The following is a 19,471-nucleotide window of genomic DNA, read 5'->3' as shown; positions in this document are numbered from 1 at the left end:
AACGGGTGCCGCCACGGGGCGCCATGGGATCGGCCGCCCCGATGGGGGAGCCGATTTGGGACGGGCTGGGCAAAAGAGATGGGAAAGTGCCAGATGGCCTGTAAGCCGGGTTCTGTATCCCGCCCCGAGGGGCAGGCGATGGCCATTCGTCTGGGACGCCGGTTGCCCGGACGCCTCGCGCGACCAACCCGAGCGACGGCGCGGAAACGCGCTTGACCCACGCCCGTCCCGTTGCGGGGACAGTGGTCGGGCCGCTCCTATTCGGTCTTGCTCCCGGTGGGGTTTACCGTGCCGTCCCCGTTGCCGGGTCCGCGGTGCGCTCTTACCGCACCCTTTCACCCTTACCTGCGTCGAAACGCCGGCGGTTTGCTTTCTGTGGCACTTTCCCTAGGGTCGCCCCCGCCGGCCGTTAGCCGGCACCGTGTTTCCGTGGAGCCCGGACTTTCCTCCCCCGGTCGAAACCGAAGGCGGCCATCCGGCCATCTGGCGCGGTCGTTCTATAGGGAAGCGGCCGTGGGGGCAAACCCCAAATCGCGGATGCCGCCCGTTACCGTCCCGTCAACCGCAGCAGCGCGCGCAGGCGCCGCACCGTCTCGGGGTCGGGAAGGCCGGTCAGGCAGTCGGGATGGAAGTGACGCTGGAAGGCCAGCAGCGCCCGCGGCTCTGCAGGGCCATACCCATAGCGTCCCAGCAGTGCCGCGACCTCCACTGTGTCGGCGGGGCCGTCGTCTGGCTGGGACGGCGTGGGCCAGAGCCCGAGTCCCTGGGCGGCGAGGCCCGGCCAATCGAACAGTTCGCCCGGATCCTCCTTGCGGGTGGGGGCCACGTCGCTGTGGCCCAGCACGTCGGCGGCGGCGATGCCGTGCCGCGCGACGATGTCCAGGCAAAGCTCGGCGACTGCGGCCATCTGCACCGGCGGGAAGGGCCGGTAGCCGAACTCGTGGCCGGGATTGACGATCTCCACCCCGATGGAGCGGCTGTTGACGTCCTCCGCCCCGCGCCAGCTCGACCGGCCGGCATGCCAGGCGCGCCGGTCCTCCGGCACATGGGCATAGACGGTGCCGTCCTCGTCCACCGTGTAATGGGCGCTGACCTGGGACGCCGGGTCGCACAGCCGCTCTAGCGCATGGGCGGCGGTGGGCATGCCGGTGTAGTGGAGGATCAGCAGCTCTACCCGCGTGCCCTCCGCCCGCGGGCCGTGGTTGGGGGAGGGAAGGTCGATCCGGCGGAAGCGGCTCATGTCGGCATCAGGTCGGGTTGGTGACGGTCTCGCTGACGGTGCGCGGACGGCGCTTCACGATCACCGCGACGCCGCCGATGGTCAACAGTCCGCCGATGGCGAGGTTGATCGTCACCGGATCGCCCATCAGCAGCACGCCGCTGGCGACGCCGAAGACCGGCACGGTCAAAAGATAGGGCATGGTCTGGTTGACGGAATAGCGTCCCAGCAACGGATACCACAGCCCATAGGCGATGATGGTGACGGCGACGGCCATGTAGGCGATGGACGCCCAGCCGACCCAGGTGGAGTTTGCCAGCGCCGCCATCTGCCCATGTTCCGTCAGCAGCGACAGGACCAACAACTGCGGCATCGCGAACAGCGCCATCCAGCCGTTGACGGCAAAGCCGTTCACTGCCCCGATCAGCTTCATCTGCACGCTCGCCACCGCAAAGGCGAAGCTCGCGGCCAGGATCAGCAGCAGCGAATGGAGCGACTCGCCCAGCCGCGGCTCTCCGGCGATCACCGCCACGCCGGCGAAGGCGGCGGCCATGCCGATCCCGCGGCGCCAGCCCAGCTTGTCCTTGAACACCAGCGCCGCCAGCAGGGAAGAGAAGGGGACCTGCACCTGTGCCGCCAGCGAGGCGGTGGCGGCGTCGATCCCCTTTAGTCCGCTGAACATCATCGGGAAATGGATGCTGCCCAGCGTGACCGACAGCAGCGCGATCTTCCACAGCTTGTCGCGCGGCACGCGGAAGAAGGGGATGATCAGCACCGCCACCAGGGCGAAGCGCAGGAACATCACGAACAGCGGCGGAAATTCGGCCAGCGCCCATTTCGCCACCACGAAGTTCAGCCCCCACAGCGCCATCACCACCAGCGCCTGGAGTGTGTGGGCAAAACTCATGCCCGCCCGCCTTCCAACTCCTCGCGCATCGCCTCGAGCTCCAGCCAGCGCTCTTCCGCCGCGGCCAGCGCCGCCTGCTTGGCGTGCAGCTGCTCGCTCGTCTTCTGGTACTTGGCGGGGTCGCGGGTGAACAGGTCGGGGTCGGCCAGCGCCTTCTCCAGCTTGGCGATCTCGCCCCCCAGACTGTCCATGCGGGTGGGCAGTTCGTCCAGCTCGCGCTGATCCTTGTAGCTCAGCTTGCCGCGCGGCTTGGCCGCGGCGGCCGGTGCCTGGGTGGCCGGCTTAGGCTTGGTGGCCGCAGCGGCGGGCGCCGCCTTGGCCGGGCGCTGCACCAGATAATCGGAATAGCCGCCGGCATATTCGGTGGCGGTGCCGTCGCCTTCCAGCGCGATGGTGGCCGTCACCAGCCGGTCGAGAAAGTCACGGTCGTGGCTGACCAGCAGAAGCGTGCCCTGATAGTCGCCGAGCACATCCTCCAGCAGGTCCAGCGTGTCCATGTCGAGGTCGTTGGTCGGCTCGTCGAGGATCATCATGTTGCTGGGCTTGGCGAACAGCCGGGCCAGCAGCAGCCGGTTGCGCTCGCCGCCCGACAGTGCCTTGACCGGGCTGTCCAACTGCCGGGTGTCGAACAGGAAATCCTTCATGTAGCCGGCGACATGGCGCGACACGCCGTTGACCACCACCGCATCGCCGCCGAAGGGGCACAGCACCTTGCGGATGGTGTCCTCCGGGTTCAGCCCCTCGCGCCGCTGGTCGAAATAGGCGGTGTCGAGGTTGGTGCCCAGCTTCACCGTGCCCTCGTCGGGATCGAGTTGGCCGGTCAGCATCTTCAGCAGGGTGGACTTGCCGGCGCCGTTCGGCCCGATCAGGCCCACCCGATCGCCGCGCAGAATGCGGGTGGAGAAGTCCTTCACGATGGTCTTGCGGCCGTCGGGCGTGTCGAAGCCCTTGGAGATGCCGGTCGCCTCGATCACCAGCCGGCCGCCGCGCTCGGCCTCGGCGATGGCGAGCTTGGCCTGCTGGCCGCCCTTGATCTGCTCCGCGCGCCCGGCCCGCAGGTCCAGCAGGTTGCGTACGCGCCCCATGTTGCGGGTGCGCCGGGCGGAGATGCCCTCGCGCAGCCACTTCATCTCGCTTTCGATCTTGCGGTCCAGCTTGTGGGCCGCGGCCTCTTCCGACTCGAACACCTCGGCCTGCCAGGTCTCGAACTCGGCGAAGCCGCGGTCGGTCGCGCGCACGGTGCCGCGGTCGAGCCACAGCGTCCGCTTGGCCAGCCGGTTCAGGAAGGCGCGGTCGTGGCTGATCAGCAGCAGGCCGCCGCGGAAGGACAGCAGTTCCTCTTCCAGCCACTCGATGGTGGGGAGGTCGAGGTGGTTGGTCGGTTCGTCCAGCAGCATGACGTCGGGGTTGCCGACCAGCGTGCGGGCCAGCGCGGTGCGGCGCGATTCGCCGCCCGACAGGGTACGCGGGTCGAGGTTGCCGTCCACCTGGAGCCGGTCGAGCACGGCGTCGACGCGGTGCGCCTCGTCCTGCTCGTCGGCGGGCAGGCCCTGCACGACATAGTCCTGGACGGTGGCGCAGCCGGTGAAGTCCGGCTCCTGCGGCAGATAGGCGAGGCGGGCGCCCGGCTGGACGAAGACGGTGCCGCCGTCGGGTTGGATCATCCCGGCCAGCACCTTCATCAGCGTCGACTTGCCCGACCCGTTGCGGCCGACCAGACAGGCGCGGTCGCCGCGGCCGATGGACAGGTCGATGCCGTCGAACAGCGGACGGCCGCCGAAGGTGACGGAGACGCCCTGGAGCGCCGTGATGGGTGCGGGAGGAGCCATGGACCGTTCGTGCGCCGGAAAATCGAGGGAAGGGGATGGGTTATAGCGCGCCGTCCCCCTCCACCGCGACCCGGAAAAACGGTTGGGCGGGTTGCGCCCGGTGGAACCGCCCCTGCCGTCAGGCTGGGATCAGGCTGGTAATTGCGCGATGCCGGTCGGCGCCGGCACCTGCTGTTCCTGCATCTTGAAGCCGAAATAGGTGCCGTTGCTGATGCCGGTGAGGGCCAGCAGGTTGGCCGACAGCTCCGGCATGCCCAGCGTGCGGGTGACCTCGTAGAGGAAGGTGATGCCCAGCACCCCGGTCCAGGCCAGCAATTGCAGGCGATGGATGTTGTAGCCGGCGGCGTCGCTCAGCAGATCGGGCAGCAGCCCCTGGGTGGGCGGATAGACCTGCTCCAGGCTGGCGGCCATCGCCGTCCGGTCGGGCGGGGTGGCCGCAGCGGCGGCGATGTAGAGGGCGGCGTGCTGCTGGCGCCGGGTCTGGTCGTCGCTCGGCCGGCGGTCCTGGAAGGCAGCCAGGACCGAGGTGCCGCCGACGATCCCCATCAGCGCCATGGTGCCGGTGGTGATGGTGTCCATCGATCCGGTGATGGTCAGGATGGCGGCGTAGGAGGCGGTGACGATTCCGCTCCACCACAGAAGCTGGAAGCGGGCGAGGCTGTAGGGTGCCCGGTAGTCGGCCGGCATCGGCACGCCGGCAATCGGGGTGATGGCATCGGTGCGTCCGAAATGGCGGAAGAAGGCGAACAGGAACACCGCCGCCACCAGGACGAACCACACCGCTGCCAGCCCGAGATCGCGGTCGCTGGCGCCCTGGATGGACACCATCTGTGGCGCGGTCGTCATGCCGCCGCTGGCCGGGCCGAAGGCGACCGGCAGGGTCTTGGCCCCGGCGAGGCTGAAGAAGCCGCTGAAGGCGGTCTGCCAGGATGCCCGCCGCTTCGCCGCGTCGTCACCGTTGCCGGCGATGGAGGTCGAGGCGGTGCCCATCAGGTCGCCCTTGGCGGAGCAGGCGAAGCTGGCGCGGGCGCCGGGAACGGTCTGGCCGTTGGCGACCAGGACCAGCGCTTGCGCGTTCAGCATTGCCGCCTGCGTGGCGCAGTCGGTGCCGGCAGGCGGCACTCCCAGATTCAGCGTCAACGGCTGGCCCAGCACCACCGGGGCGTCGCCGGCTGTTGCGGGGGACGTCACCTGCGCCTGGGCGCCACACCCCATGGCAATCGCCGTTCCCAATATAGCGGCGAAGACCGTCCGGATGATCGTGCGTCGCATCGTCGTGTCGTTCCCAAAGCACGCGGGCAACCGGTCGCCCGCCCCGCCGGAGACGATATGTCAGGAAACGAGATAAATGCCATGAGAAAACAATTTTAAATGAACTCGACCGACAACAGCTCGCGGCAGGTCAGGACAGGGCGGTAGCACCTTCCCGTTCGCGGCGGATGCGGTCGTAGGCAGCATTGATCAGCGCGAGTTTCTGCGTTGCCAGATCGATGAATTCCTGTGGCATGCCTTGGGCGATCAGCCGGTCCGGGTGGTGTTTCCGGACCAGCGCCCGGTGCGCGGCCTTGACCGCATCGTCGCCGGCCAGACGCGCCACGCCGAGCACGGCATAGGGGTCGGTTTCCGTCGGGGTCCCGGCCAGATGGTGACCGGCGACGATGCGGCGGAAATCGGCTTCGTCGAAACCGAAGATCACGGCGACGGCGTGCAGATACTCGACCTCCGTCTCGTGCAGCTCGTCATCGGCCTCGGCGATCATCAGCAGGCTGTCGAGCAACTCCTCCAGCACCGCGTGCCTGTCCTCGAACAGCTTGGCGATCTGGCGGGCGTATTCCTCGAACCCGCGGGTGTCGCGGCGGGCGAGGTCGAAGACCCGGCCGACATTATCCAATTCCTCTGGCGGGACGCGGAACAGCCGCTTGAAGGTGTCGACCTCCACCCGTTTCACCACGCCGTCGGCCCTGGCCATCTTGGCGGCCAGCGCGATTACGCCGATGGTGAAGGCGACGGTCTGCTTGGCCGCTTCGGCCTCGGCATCGCTCATGCTGCGGCGCGGTTGCTCGTCCGCGCCGCAGGGCGACCACAGATCGACCGCGTGCCCGGCCAGACCGCCCAGCAGGGCGCCGAGCGGACCGCCGGTGAACAGGCCGGCCGCGCCGCCCAGGATCTTGCCCCAGATGCTCATGTCATGCCCTTTTGTGCACAGGCCACCCCACCCGTGAGCGCAGCATAGCGGCCGGGAAAGGGCAGGCCAACTGTGGCTTGCCGGCAACAGGCCAGCATTGTTGGTATCGCGAATTTCTAATAAGCGCTTGCGAATCCCGCCGGCCGCGCCATGTTGCAATGCAACAAAAGGTGCCGGAGAGAGCGCCGCTCGCGATAAGACGGTGCCTGCTGACGGCGGTGCCGGAGCCTGGGGAAGAACGTTCTGCACGAATGCGTTTTCGGATTTCGAGAACCGTGAGCAGAGCCATGCCTGTCATCCGCAAGATCATGCCGACCGAGCTGCCCCAGTACCGGGCGCATCTTCTCCGCCTCGACCGCACGGACCGTTATGCCCGCTTCGCCGGCACCCTGTCGGACGAGGCGGTGGAGCGGCATTGCACGGCCATCGACTGGGGTCGGACGGTGATTCTCGGCGCGTTCGAGGGCGGCGTGCTGCGCGGCGCCATCGAACTGTGCGGCGACCGCCTCCTCTGGCCCGAACAGGCTGAATTCGGCATCAGCATCGAGTCGGGATTGCAGGGCAAGGGTGTCGGCAGCACGCTGGTCCGCCGCATCCTGACCGTCGCCCGCAACCGCGGCATCCGGCATGTCCATATGGTGTGTCTGGCGGAAAACTCCCGCATGCGCGCCCTGGCCCGCCGGTTCGGCGGACGGCTGGCGCTCGACGGCGGCGAGATCACCTCGATGTTCGAGCTGCCGGCCCCCAATCAGTTCTCCATCGCCCTGGAGGCGCTGGAGGACGGCAGCGGCGCCTTCAACAGCATCCTGGCGGGCAATGCCATTCAGTCCCGTCTGTCCACCCGCCCGTGGGAGCGGCTGGCTGCCTGACGGTGACATCCGCAAGGCCGGTCGTCTGTGATCCTGTGCTCTTTCCGCCGCGTCCTTCTTTCCTGATGGGGGCTGGGCACTCAAGCTGTTGAAATTCGCTGCCGGATCGCGAAACTCCGGCCCACGCGCGGTGCGGTTGCCGCGCATGGACTTCGGCGGGTGCGACAATGGGTGAGACGAAGAACGCGGCGGTGGCCGGAGGGGCAGTGGCCGGAACGGCGGAGACCAAGCCGGCCCGGTGGCAGTTCTGGGTGGATCGCGGCGGCACCTTCACCGACATCGTCGGCCGCCGGCCGGACGGATCGGTGGTGACCCACAAGCTGCTGTCGGAGAATCCGGAGCGTTATGCCGACGCCGCCGTCCAGGGCATCCGCGAGCTTCTCGGGCTGAAGCCGGGGCAGCCGATCCCGCCGGACACGGTGGAGGTGGTCAAGATGGGCACCACCGTCGCCACCAACGCCCTGCTGGAGCGCAAGGGCGAACCGACCGTCCTGCTGATCACCGAAGGACTGGCCGACCAGCTGCGCATCGGCCATCAGGCCCGCCCGAAGATTTTCGCCCGCCGCATCGATCTGCCCGACCAGCTCTATTCCCATGTGGTGGAGGTGCCGGAACGGGTGATGGCCGACGGCCGCGTGTTGAAGCCGGTCGATCTGCATGCCGTGCGCCGCGGGCTGGAGGAGGCCTACCGCCGGGGCTTCCGCGCCGCCGCCATCGCGCTGATGCACGGCTACCGCTATCCGGAGCATGAGCGTCAGGTCGCCTCGCTGGCCCGCGCGGTCGGCTTTACCCAGGTGTCGGTCAGCCATCTGGTCAGCCCGCTGATGAAGCTGGTCGGCCGCGGCGACACCACAGTGGCCGACGCCTACCTCTCGCCGGTGCTGCGCCGCTATGTCGACCGGGTCGCCAACGACCTCAGCGTCGACGGCACGCCGGTGCCGCTGATGTTCATGCAGTCCAATGGCGGCCTGACCGACGCCCGCCGTTTCCAGGGCAAGGACGCCATTCTGTCCGGTCCGGCCGGCGGCGTGGTGGGCGCGGTGCGCACCGCCGGCATGGCCGGCTTCGACCGGGTCATCGGTTTCGACATGGGCGGCACCTCGACCGACGTGTCGCATTATGCCGGCGAGTATGAGCGCGCCTTCGACGCGGTGGTGGCCGGCGTGCGGGTGCGCGCACCGATGATGCACATCCACACGGTGGCGGCCGGCGGCGGTTCGCTCTGCGTCTTCGACGGCACCCGCTTCCGCGTCGGGCCGGACAGCGCCGGTGCCAACCCCGGCCCCGCCTGCTACCGCCGCGGCGGGCCGCTGACGGTCACCGACTGCAACGTGATGGTCGGCAAGATTCAGCCGCGCTTCTTCCCCAATGTCTTCGGCCCCAACGGCGACCAGCCGCTGGATGCCGAGGTGGTGAAGACCCGCTTCACCGAACTGGCCGCCACCGTCAACGCCAAGCTCGGCACGGCGATGACCCCGCAGGAGGTCGCCGAGGGCTTCCTGCGCATCGCCGTCGACAACATGGCGAACGCCATCAAGAAGATCTCGGTCGAGCGCGGCTATGACGTCACCGGCTACACGCTGAACGGTTTCGGCGGAGCGGCGGGCCAGCATGTCTGCGCCGTCGCCGACGCTCTGGGCATGACGCGGGTATTCCTGCACCCGCAGGCCGGCGTGTTGTCCGCCTACGGCATCGGGCTGGCCGACACCGTCGCCATCCGCGAACGCGCGGTCGAAGGCCCGCTGAGCGATGCCGTGGTCGACCGGCTGACCATGCTGTTCACCGATCTGGAGACCGAAGGGCGGGCGGAGCTGACCCGCCAGGGCGTCGATGCCGGGCGGCAGGCGATCAACCGCCGCGTCCATCTCAAGGCCGCCGGCTCCGACACCACGCTGACGGTCGCCTTCGGGTCGAAGGTGGCGATGACCAAGTCCTTCGAGGAGGCGCATCGCCGCCGCTATGGCTTCCTCACCCCCGGCACCGCGCTGGAGGTCGAGTCGGTGACGCTGGAGGCGGTCGGCCTGACCGACGTTCTGGAGGATCCCGAGCTTCCCGCCACCACTGCGGTGCTGCCGCGCCGGCTCGCCACCGTTGCCATTCACAGCGCGGGCCAGCGTCGTGAGGCGCCGCTCTACGACCGCCGTCAGCTCCAGCCCGGCAACCGCGTCGTCGGTCCGGCGATCCTGGCCGAAGCGGTCTCCACCACCGTGGTCGAGCCCGGCTGGATGGCCGAGGTCACCCGCAAGAACCATCTGGTGCTGACCCGGCTGGAGCCGGCGACCCAACGTCAGGCCGCCGGGGTCAAGGGTGGGGCGAAGGTCGATCCGGTGACGCTGGAGGTCTTCAACAACCTGTTCATGTCCATCGCCGAGCGGATGGGCGTGACGCTGGAGAAGACAGCCCGGTCGGTGAACATCAAGGAGCGTCTGGACTTCTCCTGCGCCCTGTTCGACCGCGACGGCGGCCTGATCGCCAACGCCCCGCACATGCCGGTCCATCTGGGATCGATGGGCGAGAGCGTGCGCGCCGTCATCCAACGCCGCGGCGGCACCTTCACCGCCGGCGAGAGCTTCGCGCTGAACGATCCCTATCACGGCGGCACCCATCTGCCGGACATCACTGTCGTCTCGCCGGTGTTCGACGAGGCGGGCAAGGATCTGCTGTTCTTCGTCGCCTCCCGCGGGCACCACGCCGACGTCGGCGGCATCACCCCCGGCTCGATGCCGCCGGACAGCAGGACCATCGCCGACGAGGGCGTGCTGCTGGACTGCGTGCCGCTGGTGGAGAACGGCCAGTTCCGTGAGCAGGAGATGGTGGAGCTTCTGCGCTCCGGCCCGCATCCGGCGCGCAACCCGGTGCAGAACATCGGCGACCTCAAGGCGCAGGTCGCCGCGAACGAGCAGGGCACCCGCGAACTGCACCGCGTCGTCCGCCTGCACGGCCTGTCCACCGTCATCGCCTATATGCGCCACGTCCAGGACAATGCCGAGGAGCAGGTCCGCCGCGCCATCGGCGTGCTGAGCGACGGCGACTTCGCGGTGACGCTGGACAACGGTGCGGTCATCAAGCTGCGGGTGTCGATCGACCATGGCGCGCGCTCGGCCATCGTCGATTTCTCCGGCACCAGCACCCAGCTGACCAACAACTTCAACGCCCCGTCGGCGGTCTGCCGGGCGGCAGTGCTGTATGTCTTCCGCTGTCTGGTGGACGACGAGATCCCGATGAACGAGGGCTGCCTGCGCCCCATCGAGATCGTCATCCCGCCAGGCTCGATGCTGTCGCCCAATCCGCCCGCCGCGGTGGTCGCCGGCAATGTGGAGACCAGCCAGTGCATCGTCGACGCCCTGTTCGGCGCGCTGGGGGTGATGGCGTCGGCCCAGGGCACGATGAACAACACCACCTTCGGCAACGAGTGGCACCAGTATTACGAGACGGTCTGCGGCGGGTCGGGCGCCGGCAACGGCTTTAACGGCACCGACGCCGTGCAGACCCACATGACCAACTCGCGCCTGACCGATCCGGAGGTGCTGGAATGGCGCTTCCCGGTGCTGGTCGAGAGCTTCCGCATCCGCCGTGAGTCCGGTGGGGCAGGGCGCTGGCGCGGCGGCGACGGCGTGATCCGCCGCCTGCGCTTCCTGGAGCCGATGACCGCCGCCATCCTCGCCAACCACCGCAAGATCGCTCCCTTCGGCCTGAAGGGCGGTGCCGACGGTGCCGTCGGCCGGACCTGGGTCCAGCGCACCGACGGCAGCGTGCAGGAGTTGGCCTCCCAGGACAGCGCCGTCATGCGGCCGGGCGATGCCCTGGTGGTCGAGACGCCGGGCGGCGGCGGCTTCGGGGCCGCAGGGTAAAGGGGAAAGTTGTGGGCGGCCGAGACAGTCTCTCGCCGCCCCCCTTCACTCCGCCCGATGCGGCGCCACGATGCCGAAGCGGTGCATCTGCCGATGGACGGTCGAGCGGTCGACCCCCATCGCGCGCGCCGTCGCTGAAATGTTCCAATGATGCCGTCGCAGCGTTTCGCGCAACCGGGCGGCCGGGTCCTCCTCCGTCGCCACCGTCTGCGCGGTCTCCTCCGGCCAGGCCCGGAACAGGCCGCTGTGCTGAACCGGCTCCGGAATGTCGCCAAGGTCGATCAGCCCGCCGTCGCTGACCGCGCAGGCATAGTCCAGTGCATTCACCAGTTCCCGCACATTGCCCGGCCAGCCATGGCCGCGCAGGGCGGCCAGCGCCGCCGGGGTGAGGCGGTAGCCGATGCCGTCTCGCTCCGCCCGCTCGGCCAGCAGCCGTTCGATCAGCCAGTCCAGGTCGCCGCGCTGGCGCAGGGGCGGCACGGTGAACACCGCGCCGTTGAGACGAAAGTACAAGTCGTCGCGGAATTTGCCGGCCTTGACCAGTTCCACCAGATCGCGGTGGGTGGCGCCGATGACGCGGACATCGACCGACACCGCCTTGGTCCGGCCGATCGGCGTCACCTCGCGCTCCGCCAGCACGCGCAGCAGCCGGGTCTGCGACGACAGCGGCATGTCGCCGATCTCGTCTAGGAACAGGGTGCCGCCGTCGGCCTCCAGGATCAGCCCCTTCTTGCCGCGCGCCGTCGCCCCGGTGAAGGAGCCAGGCTCGTAGCCGAACAGCTCGCTCTCGATCAGGTTCTCCGGCAGGGCGGCGCAGTTGACGGCGACGAAGGGCTTGGTGCGGCGGATGCTGGCCTTGTGCAGGGCCTTGGCCAGATGCTCCTTGCCAGTGCCGGTCTCGCCGTGGATCAGCAGGCTCATGCGGGTGTTGACCAGCTTGGCCGCCCGCGTCAGCACCGCCTTCAGCGTTGGATCTCCGCCGGACACCACGCGCAGCGGCTCCGGCAGCGGCTCTCCGCCATGATCCGGCGTGTGGTTGCGCGGCAGCGATACGGCGGGCGGCGGCATCGCCTGGGCGAACAGCGGAAGGCCGGTGCGGCGCAGGCGCAGCGTGCGCTGCTCGGTCGGCAGCGAACGGACGAAATGGACCAGGTCGTCCACCTCGCAGTCGAACAGTTCGGCGAAGGAGCGGCCGAGCGGTGACGCTCCGTCCTCCGCAAGCAGATCGTGGGCCTTGTGGTTGAAGCCGACCACCCGCCCGCCGCCGTCCAGCGCCAGGACGAAGTCGGGATCGACCTCCGCGAACTCCTGCGATGCCGACAGCTTCAGCACCCAGTCGCGGCGGAAGTTGTTGTAGAGGTTGGCCGTTTCGATCTTATGGACATAGGCGCGCACCATCTGAAGCGCCAGATACTGGCTGATCTTCGGTTCCGGCGAATGCAGGGCGGAGATGTCCAGCACGGCGGCCAGTTCGCCGCCGCTGTCGAAGACCGGGGCGGCGGTGCAGGTCAGCGGGATGTGGGTGGAGTCGAAGTGGTCGGTCTGGTGCACGGTCAGCGCCTGGGCGGTGGCGATGCAGGTGCCGACAGCACAGGTGCCGGCATGCCCCTCGTTCCAGTCCGACCCCAGATACAGCCCGGCCCGGCGCAGGTGGTTGTCGAAGGTCGGGTCGCCGATGAAATCCACCGTGACGCCGTTGCTGTCGGTCAGCAGCAGCACATAGCCCATACCGGCGACCTGCCGGTACAGCGCCTCCAGCCCAAAGCGGGCCATGCGCAGGAACTCGTCCATCGCGTCGCGATGCTCACGCAGCCGTTCCTGCGGCAGGATGTGCGGTTCCCGCCCAACGGTGGGGTCCAGCTTGTGGTCGGCGACGCATCGGCGCCACGAGTTTTCGATGATCGGATCGCGGGCGGACGGCACCCCTGCGGAGACGCGGCCGGTGGAGACACGGACGAGTTCATCGATGTGGGCCGCGCGTGCGCTGTCCATGGTCGTGCCTCCCGCACTCATCGTCCGCTTGTTCCACGAACATATTGAGACAGACAGTATCAAGCGCGCGACCCGATAGGCAACATGTGCAAAAGCATCAGATCGTCCCACCGGCTGGACGCCACCCACCACCCCGGAATACCAGCGTATGACCTCTGCTTTTGGTTATCCTGCCATGGCATGACGTTAAGGACATTTGCACAAGTAAGGTCTCATGCTCCATAAACGCGCAGAGATCGCCGGGAGCTTTCGATTTGCGGATTCTGATCGTCGACGATTCACCGCGCCACTTGACCATGATGGTGTACGAGCTGAACAAGCTCGGCTACGCCACCAGCGTTGTCAACAACGGCGCCGCCGCCATAGAGGCGGTGGCGAATGAGCGGTTCGACGTGGTGATGGCCGACATCCGTCTGGACGACATGACGGGGCTGGAGCTGTGCTGGCACCTGCGCACGGCCCAGGGGCTTCGCCATCTCTACCTGATCCTGATGATCCCCGGCAGCATGACCGACCAGTTCCACGAACTGGTGGAGGCCGGCGCCGACGAGTTCCTGCGAAAACCTTTGGATTGGAAATGGACGGCGGCGCGCCTGCTGGCGGCCTCGCGCGTCGTGGCGATGCAGCGCGATCTGGAGCGGCTGGCAACCACCGATGCCCTGACCGGGGCCATGAACCGCCGCCGCTTTCTGGAGAGGGGGGCTGAAGAGTTTACCCGCTCGCGACGATACGAGCGCCCGCTGTCGGTGGTGATGCTGGACATCGACCATTTCAAGCGGGTCAACGACAGCTATGGCCACGCCACCGGCGACGAGGCGATCCGCAGCACGGTGCGCGCCTGCAAAGACAGCTTGCGCGCCTGCGACCTGATCGGCCGGCTGGGCGGCGAGGAGTTCGCCGTGGTGATGCCGGAAACCCCGCCCGTGAATGCTTTCGCCGCCGCCCAGCGCCTGCGTCAGGCAATCGCCGCCCAGCCGGTGAAGCGGGAGGACGGCGGAGAGCTTTTCCTGACCGTCAGCCTGGGCCTGAGCTGGCTGACCGGTGGCGACACCGGCATCGAGCCCCTGCTGGCCCGTGCCGACGCCGCCCTCTACCGCGCCAAGAACGCCGGCCGCAACCGGGTGGAGGTCGAGCCGCAGATCGCATTGCCGAAGTCGATGACGGGGTAGGGGGAGCCACCGGTTCCCCGCAGTCGCCGATCCGCAGTCCACGCTGCGTCAAGCTGGAAGCGCGCAAAGAAAAACCCCCTGGCTTCCTTCCGGAGACCAGGGGGTTTTCTATGATGGTAGCAGCGGAGGGATTTGAACCCCCGACCAAGGGATTATGATTCCCCTGCTCTACCACTGAGCTACGCTGCCATCGAGTTCGCCGCTGTTGGCGTTTCCGCCGCCGTGGCTACCATCGTGTCCCGTCGTCGCCGCCGGGAGCCGCTATATAGGATAGGGCGACTTAGCCTGTCAACGCGGAATTTTCGGGGGGTGCGATTTTTTTTGGCCGACCAGCGGAAAGTCGCCTAAGCCCCTGATTCAGGCCGCCGTTTCCCCCGCTTCCATAAACTTGGCCGCATCCTCGCCCACGCCGCCGGCGGTGGCGGAAATCCAGCCGCCGCCCAGCACGCGGTCGCCCTGATAGACGACGCAGGCCTGACCCGGGGCGATGCCATGCTGGGGTTCCAACAGTTCGACGCGCGCGGTGCCGTCAGGCCCGGCGCGCCACAGGGCAGGGGAAGCCGGCTGGGCGGAGCGGAGCTTCACCGACACCTCGATCCCGGCGCCATTGGCTATATCGGGGCCCAGCCAGTTCACGTCGCGCACCATCACCAGCGAGCGGGCGAGGTCGCGGCGCGGGCCGACGACGACGCGGCGGCGGGCAGGCTCCAGGCGGACGACGTAGAGCGCCTCCTCCTCCTGGCCGCGGATGCCGCCGATGCCCAGCCCCTTGCGCTGGCCGACCGTGTAGTGGACGACGCCCTTGTGGCGACCCAGAACGCGGCCGTCGACATGGACGATGTCGCCGGGCTCGACGGAGCCGGGGCGCAGCTTCGCCACCACCTCGGCATAGTTGCCGTTGGGGACGAAGCAGATGTCCTGGCTGTCGGGCTTGGCCGCCACCTCCAGCCCGTGGCGCTCGGCCAGAGCGCGGGTTTCCGGCTTGGTCAGGCCGCCGAGGGGGAAGCGCAGGAACTCCAACTGTTCGCGCGTGGTGGCGAACAGGAAATAGCTCTGGTCCTTGGCGGGGTCGACGGCGCGGTGCAGCTCGGCGCCATGCGGGCCGGCGATGTGGCGGACATAATGGCCGGTGGCCAGCGCCTCGGCACCCAGGTCGCGGGCGGTGTTCAGCAGGTCGCGGAACTTGACGCGCTGGTTGCAACGCACGCAGGGGATCGGCGTCTCGCCGCGCAGATAGCTGTCGGCGAAATCATCCATCACGTCCTGGCTGAAGCGGCCTTCGTAATCCAGGACGTAATGCGGGATGCCGATGCGGTCGGCGACCTGACGGGCGTCGTAGATGTCCTGGCCGGCGCAGCAGGCGCCCGGCTTCTGCAAGGCGAGGCCGTGGTCGTAAAGCTGCAGCGTGATGCCGACGACGTCATAGCCCTCCTCCCGCAGCATGGCCGCGGTGACGGAGGAATCCACCCCGCCGGACATCGCGACGACGACGCGGGTGTCCTGGGGGCGCTTGGAAAGACCGAGGGAGTTCATGGCGCCCTATATAAGGCGGGCAGGCGCCCGGAAAAGGCAGGAATGCGCAGCGGGGTAATACAAGAGGCCGCCGGGTGCCGCAGCGCGCGGCGCCGTCCCGGCGGCCGGAACAGGGTTCCCCCGAACGCTTACTTCATCGCGTTGTTGCTGCCGCCCGGCAGGCGGACGACAAGGCCGTCCAGCTCTTCGGTCATGATGATCTGGCAGCCCAGGCGCGAGGTCTTGGTCAGGCCGAAGGCGAGGTCCAGCATGTCCTCCTCATCCTCCTGCGCGTCCGGCAGGACGTCGAACCACTCCGGCTCGATCACGACATGGCAGGTGGAGCAGGCCAGCGAGCCCTCGCAGGCGCCTTCCAGATCCAGGCTGTTCTTGTGCGCGATCTCCAGCACGGACAGGCCGAGCGGGGCATCCACCTCGCGGCGGGTGCCGTCGGTCTCGATGAAGGTCATCTTGGGCATGGGGTCCTCGTTCTTTTAAGGTTGCCTAGCGATTTAAGGGGCGATTGTAAGAAAAATGTGAATCACGGCCGCGGGGGCGTCCGCGCGGCACGGCGGTCGCGCACTTCGGAGGCCAGCGCCTCCAGCCGCTCCAGCCGGGCCAGGATGCGGGCGGCACCGTCGGCGGCCGGCAGGCTGTCGGGTGTTGACGCCGCCTGCGCCTTGCGGAAGGCGGGAGCGAGATATTTGATGCAGGCCTCGACCCGCTGGTTCAGGTCCAGCCCGATGCGGTCCAGGTCCAGCACGTCGTCGGCACGGGCCAGCCGGGCTGCGAGATCGGCGATTTCCTCGTCGCCGTCCTCGTCGCCATCGGCCGACATGCCGCCGATCAGCTCCAGCAGCGCATGGGCGCGGCGGATCGGATCGCGCAGCACCTCATAGGCGTCGCGCAGCGCCTCGATCTGGGCCTTGGCGTTGGCCTGCTGGCGTGGACCGCGGGCAGCGAAGCGCTCCGGGTCCATGGCGCGGGTGAAGCCGGCATGCTGCTTCGACAACTGCTCCAGATCGATGTCGAAACGGCGCTCCAGCCCCAGTCGGGTGAAGGGGTCGAGCGGCCGCGGTGGCTGTGCCGCGCCGCAGGCATGGCAGAACAGGGCGCGTGGCGCCACCGAGCGGCCACAGCTGCCGCAGGGCTCCAGATCGCCGGCGATGGCGCCGGAAATGCCGCCGCTGCTGTTGCCGGGCGGACCGGATTTGGGCGGGCCGGATTTGGAGCTGGTCATGCGCGCAGTCCGTCAAAACGCCGAAAGGCTCGGCCGATGGGATGGTTTACCCGACATGAGGCCGCTGTCGTCACGAAGGCCGCCGTCACGAAGGCCGCCTTCCGCGGGGTCATACCGATAAGCCGCATCCGGCGCAATGCGCGAATGCGGGCTTTCCGGGCCGAGGACAGATGGTCGCGCAGCCATGGCGGGTAACAGGCGGGATCAGCCATCCGCGGGCGCGCTTCGCCGCGCCATCGCGGTCCAGGCCGTCAGGAAGCGGTCGACCGCCTCGTCGTCGCTGGTCCAGCCCAGGCTGACCCGGATGGCGCTGGCGGCGGCCCGGTCATCTTCGCCCATCGCCGCCAGCACATGGGATGGCTTCACCTTGCCGCTGGAGCAGGCCGATCCGGCGCTGACCGCCACGCCGGCGAGGTCCAGCGTCATCACCTGGGTTTCGCCGGGCAGGCCGGCCAGCATCAGGCAACTGGTGTTGGCGACCCGCATTGCACCGGCCCCCATCGCCCGGGCGTGCGGGATGGCGGCCAGCGCCTCCCGCTCCAGCCGGTCGCGCAGGGATGCGAGGTCGGCGGCCTCCGCCAGCCCGTCCAGCGCCAGCCGTGCCGCGGCGCCGAAGCCGACGATGCCCAGCAGGTTCTCTGTGCCGGCCCGCTTGCGCCGTTCCTGCCCGCCGCCGCGGATCAGCGCGTCGGGTTCGAGCCCCTCCGCCAGGATCAGGGCGCCCACGCCGGTCGGCCCGCCCAGCTTGTGGGCCGACAGCGTCACCAGATCGACGCCGAGATCGCGCAGGGACAGCGGCATCCGTCCGGCCGCCTGCACCGCGTCGCAGTGGATCAGCGCGCCATGGGCGTGGGCGATCCGGGCGGCGTCGGCCACCGGCTGGATCACACCGGTCTCGTTGTTGACCAGCATCAGGGAAACCAGCGCCTGATGGTCGGCCGTGGCCAGCCGGCGCTCCAGCTCGTCCAGGTCGGCAACGCCATCACGGTCCACGCCGAAGCGCTCCGCCTCGGGCTGGGCGGCCAGCACCGACTCATGCTCGATGGCGGAGGTCAGTGTGCGGCGGCCGGGGAAGCCGCGGAGCGCAAAGTTGTTCGCCTCCGTACCGCTGCCGGTGAACAGCACCTGGGCCGGCTTCACGCCCACCAGCGCCGCCACGGCGGCACGCGCCTCCTCCACCGCCCGGCGGGCGCTGCGGCCGAAGGCGTGGACGGAGGATGGGTTGCCGACCAGATCCATCGCCTGACCCATCGCCGCCCTGACCTCCGGCTTCAGCGGAGCGGTGGCGTTGTGGTCGAGATAGACGCCGGTCCGCCGGAACGGGGCAACAGACGGGGCAACGGGCGGTGAAGTCACTTTTCAGGCACGCTCAACGTGGAAGGCCAATCTCGCTCCGCCGGATCACTCGGCGGCGGCGGCGGCGCTGTCGGCGGCCGGGGCCGGGCGCAGCAGGTTCAGGCCGCTGGTGCCGATGATCCGCCGCTCCACCACATCGGCGACGGTGACCGAGCTGAGATACATGTGGATCTGGTTGCCCAGCTCTTCCCACAAATCGTGGGTCAGGCAGCGCGAGCGGTTGGTACGGCAGCCCTGCGGCGTGCCGTTGGCGCAGCGGGTGGTGCGGATCGGCTCATCCACCGCCAGGATGATATCGGACACCCGGGTCGCATCGGCCGGGTGGGCAAGCAGATAGCCGCCGCCGGGACCGCGCACGCTCTTGACCAGACCGCCCTTGCGCAGCTTGGCGAACAGCTGTTCCAGATAGGACAGGGAAATCTCCTGCCGCTCCGCGATGTCGGCCAGCGCGACCGGGCTGCCCTGGCTGGTGGCGGCCAGATCGACCATCGCCATCACGGCATAGCGTCCCTTGGTGCTGAGTCTCATCGCGATTCTCCTTGCGCTTCGTGCATCCCGTTTGCGTGGGACGCCACCGTCTCTGGCGGTGTGGGTGTTGAACAGGGGAAGGCAGCGGGCGGACGATCCGCTTCCAACTCGCCGACACGGGCCTGCAGCGCCGTCATCTGGTCGAGCAGGCCGGTCAGCGCGCGGGCCACCGGGTCGGGGATGTCGCCGCAGGGTGTGCCATAGGGCATGAATTTGCGGGTTTCGGCGCGGTCGCGTGCCACCACCGGCTTGGCCGGGATGCCGACCACCGCCGTGTCGGCCGGGACGTCGGCCACCACCACCGCATTGGCGCCGATACGCGCCCCGCGGCCGATGGTGATGGCGCCCAGGATCTTGGCGCCGGCGCCGACGATGACGCCGTCGCCCAGCGTCGGATGGCGCTTGCCGGGATTGAGCGAGGTGCCGCCCAGCGTCACCCCATGATAGAGCATGACGTCGTCGCCGATCTCCGCCGTCTCGCCGATCACGACACCCATGCCGTGGTCGATGAAGAAGCGGCGGCCGATGGTGGCGCCGGGATGGATTTCGATGCCGGTCAGCGACCGGGCGATCTGCGAGATCAGGCGGGCGGTGGTGTGCAATCCGGCGTCGCGGGCACGCCGGGCGATGCGGTGGAGAACGATGGCGTGCAAGCCGGGGTAGCAGAGGGCGACCTCGAGCCGGGACCGCGCGGCGGGATCGCGCGCCATGATCCCATCGATCTCTTCGCGAAGATGCTTGAACACGCCATCACCCGCCGTGGTATAGTCCGCCGCTCTCATCGGCCGCCCGTGCCCGGTTTCGGCCTGTCGGA

At 68.7% G+C, this 19,471-nt stretch carries 15 protein-coding genes, 1 tRNA gene and 1 other RNA gene; 3 read left to right on the top strand and 14 right to left on the bottom strand.

All coding sequences use genetic code 11. The features are described from left to right. Positions 1-85 precede the first annotated feature (85 nt). The 6 genes from rnpB to ABNQ39_RS07815 form a co-directional block, all read right to left on the bottom strand. An RNA gene (gene rnpB, locus ABNQ39_RS07840) (RNase P RNA component class A) lies at positions 86-487 on the bottom strand. A gap of 60 nt (positions 488-547) precedes the next feature. Then, positions 548-1,240 carry an N-acetylmuramoyl-L-alanine amidase gene (locus ABNQ39_RS07835; RefSeq protein ID WP_376956612.1) on the bottom strand — a complete coding sequence of 231 codons (693 nt, stop codon included), beginning with the start codon at positions 1,238-1,240 and terminating at the stop codon, positions 548-550. A gap of 7 nt (positions 1,241-1,247) precedes the next feature. Further along, positions 1,248-2,126 carry a DMT family transporter gene (locus ABNQ39_RS07830; RefSeq protein ID WP_376956610.1) on the bottom strand — a complete coding sequence of 293 codons (879 nt, stop codon included), beginning with the start codon at positions 2,124-2,126 and terminating at the stop codon, positions 1,248-1,250. Continuing rightward, entirely contained in the window at positions 2,123-3,955 is a 1,833-nt protein-coding gene (locus tag ABNQ39_RS07825) for an ABC-F family ATP-binding cassette domain-containing protein (protein WP_376956608.1), read from the bottom strand. The genes ABNQ39_RS07830 and ABNQ39_RS07825 overlap by 4 nt, the downstream gene beginning before the upstream one ends. A gap of 129 nt (positions 3,956-4,084) precedes the next feature. Continuing rightward, the gene (locus tag ABNQ39_RS07820) at positions 4,085-5,227 is read right to left on the bottom strand and encodes a hypothetical protein (RefSeq protein ID WP_376956606.1); all 1,143 of its coding nucleotides are present in this window, start codon (positions 5,225-5,227) and stop codon (positions 4,085-4,087) included. 130 nt (positions 5,228-5,357) lie between these two features. Continuing rightward, positions 5,358-6,140, bottom strand: coding sequence for a TerB family tellurite resistance protein (locus tag ABNQ39_RS07815; RefSeq protein ID WP_376956604.1), 783 nt, complete (start codon positions 6,138-6,140; stop codon positions 5,358-5,360). 287 nt (positions 6,141-6,427) lie between these two features. On the opposite strand from ABNQ39_RS07815, the gene ABNQ39_RS07810 reads away from it, so the two are divergent. Together ABNQ39_RS07810 and ABNQ39_RS07805 are read left to right on the top strand one after the other, a co-directional pair. Continuing rightward, complete coding sequence (locus tag ABNQ39_RS07810; protein WP_376956602.1) at positions 6,428-7,009, top strand: GNAT family N-acetyltransferase; 582 nt, start codon at positions 6,428-6,430, stop codon at positions 7,007-7,009. 167 nt (positions 7,010-7,176) lie between these two features. Next, complete coding sequence (locus tag ABNQ39_RS07805; protein WP_376956600.1) at positions 7,177-10,860, top strand: hydantoinase B/oxoprolinase family protein; 3,684 nt, start codon at positions 7,177-7,179, stop codon at positions 10,858-10,860. 45 nt (positions 10,861-10,905) lie between these two features. Here the strand turns inward: ABNQ39_RS07805 and ABNQ39_RS07800 are convergent, their stop codons facing one another. After that, the gene (locus tag ABNQ39_RS07800; RefSeq protein ID WP_376956598.1) at positions 10,906-12,852 is read right to left on the bottom strand and encodes a sigma-54-dependent Fis family transcriptional regulator; all 1,947 of its coding nucleotides are present in this window, start codon (positions 12,850-12,852) and stop codon (positions 10,906-10,908) included. A 254-nt stretch (positions 12,853-13,106) separates the two neighbouring features. Between ABNQ39_RS07800 and ABNQ39_RS07795 the strand changes: the two genes are divergently transcribed. Continuing rightward, a complete protein-coding gene (locus ABNQ39_RS07795) occupies positions 13,107-14,021 on the top strand; it encodes a GGDEF domain-containing protein (protein WP_376956596.1) in 915 nt (304 codons plus the stop codon). Between the two features lie 114 nt (positions 14,022-14,135). Here ABNQ39_RS07795 and ABNQ39_RS07790 read toward each other — a convergent pair. The 7 genes from ABNQ39_RS07790 to epsC form a co-directional block, all read right to left on the bottom strand. Then, positions 14,136-14,210, bottom strand: a tRNA-Met gene (locus ABNQ39_RS07790). A gap of 168 nt (positions 14,211-14,378) precedes the next feature. Next, positions 14,379-15,554 (bottom strand): tRNA 2-thiouridine(34) synthase MnmA, encoded by a 1,176-nt coding sequence (gene mnmA, locus ABNQ39_RS07785; RefSeq protein WP_376956594.1) that lies wholly within the window; start codon positions 15,552-15,554, stop codon positions 14,379-14,381. A gap of 128 nt (positions 15,555-15,682) precedes the next feature. Then, positions 15,683-16,012, bottom strand: a complete 330-nt coding sequence (locus ABNQ39_RS07780) for a ferredoxin family 2Fe-2S iron-sulfur cluster binding protein (RefSeq protein ID WP_109086201.1) — start codon at positions 16,010-16,012, stop codon at positions 15,683-15,685. A gap of 62 nt (positions 16,013-16,074) precedes the next feature. Next, positions 16,075-16,773 carry a molecular chaperone DnaJ gene (locus tag ABNQ39_RS07775; protein ID WP_376956591.1) on the bottom strand — a complete coding sequence of 233 codons (699 nt, stop codon included), beginning with the start codon at positions 16,771-16,773 and terminating at the stop codon, positions 16,075-16,077. Positions 16,774-16,977: 204 nt separating this feature from the next. Next, positions 16,978-18,129 carry a cysteine desulfurase family protein gene (locus ABNQ39_RS07770; RefSeq protein ID WP_376956589.1) on the bottom strand — a complete coding sequence of 384 codons (1,152 nt, stop codon included), beginning with the start codon at positions 18,127-18,129 and terminating at the stop codon, positions 16,978-16,980. A gap of 45 nt (positions 18,130-18,174) precedes the next feature. Beyond that, complete coding sequence (locus ABNQ39_RS07765) at positions 18,175-18,657, bottom strand: Rrf2 family transcriptional regulator (protein WP_376956587.1); 483 nt, start codon at positions 18,655-18,657, stop codon at positions 18,175-18,177. Continuing rightward, on the bottom strand, positions 18,654-19,439 hold the full coding sequence (gene epsC, locus ABNQ39_RS07760; protein WP_376956585.1) for a serine O-acetyltransferase EpsC: 786 nt from the start codon (positions 19,437-19,439) through the stop codon (positions 18,654-18,656). Before epsC ends, ABNQ39_RS07765 begins: the two co-directional genes overlap by 4 nt. Positions 19,440-19,471 lie beyond the last annotated feature (32 nt).

This window comes from Azospirillum sp. A26, from assembly GCF_042604635.1.
Classification (GTDB): Bacteria; Pseudomonadota; Alphaproteobacteria; order Azospirillales; family Azospirillaceae; genus Azospirillum; species Azospirillum palustre.
Note: the sequence above shows the minus strand (reverse complement) of the source record. Positions and strands in the feature narration are given on the sequence as shown.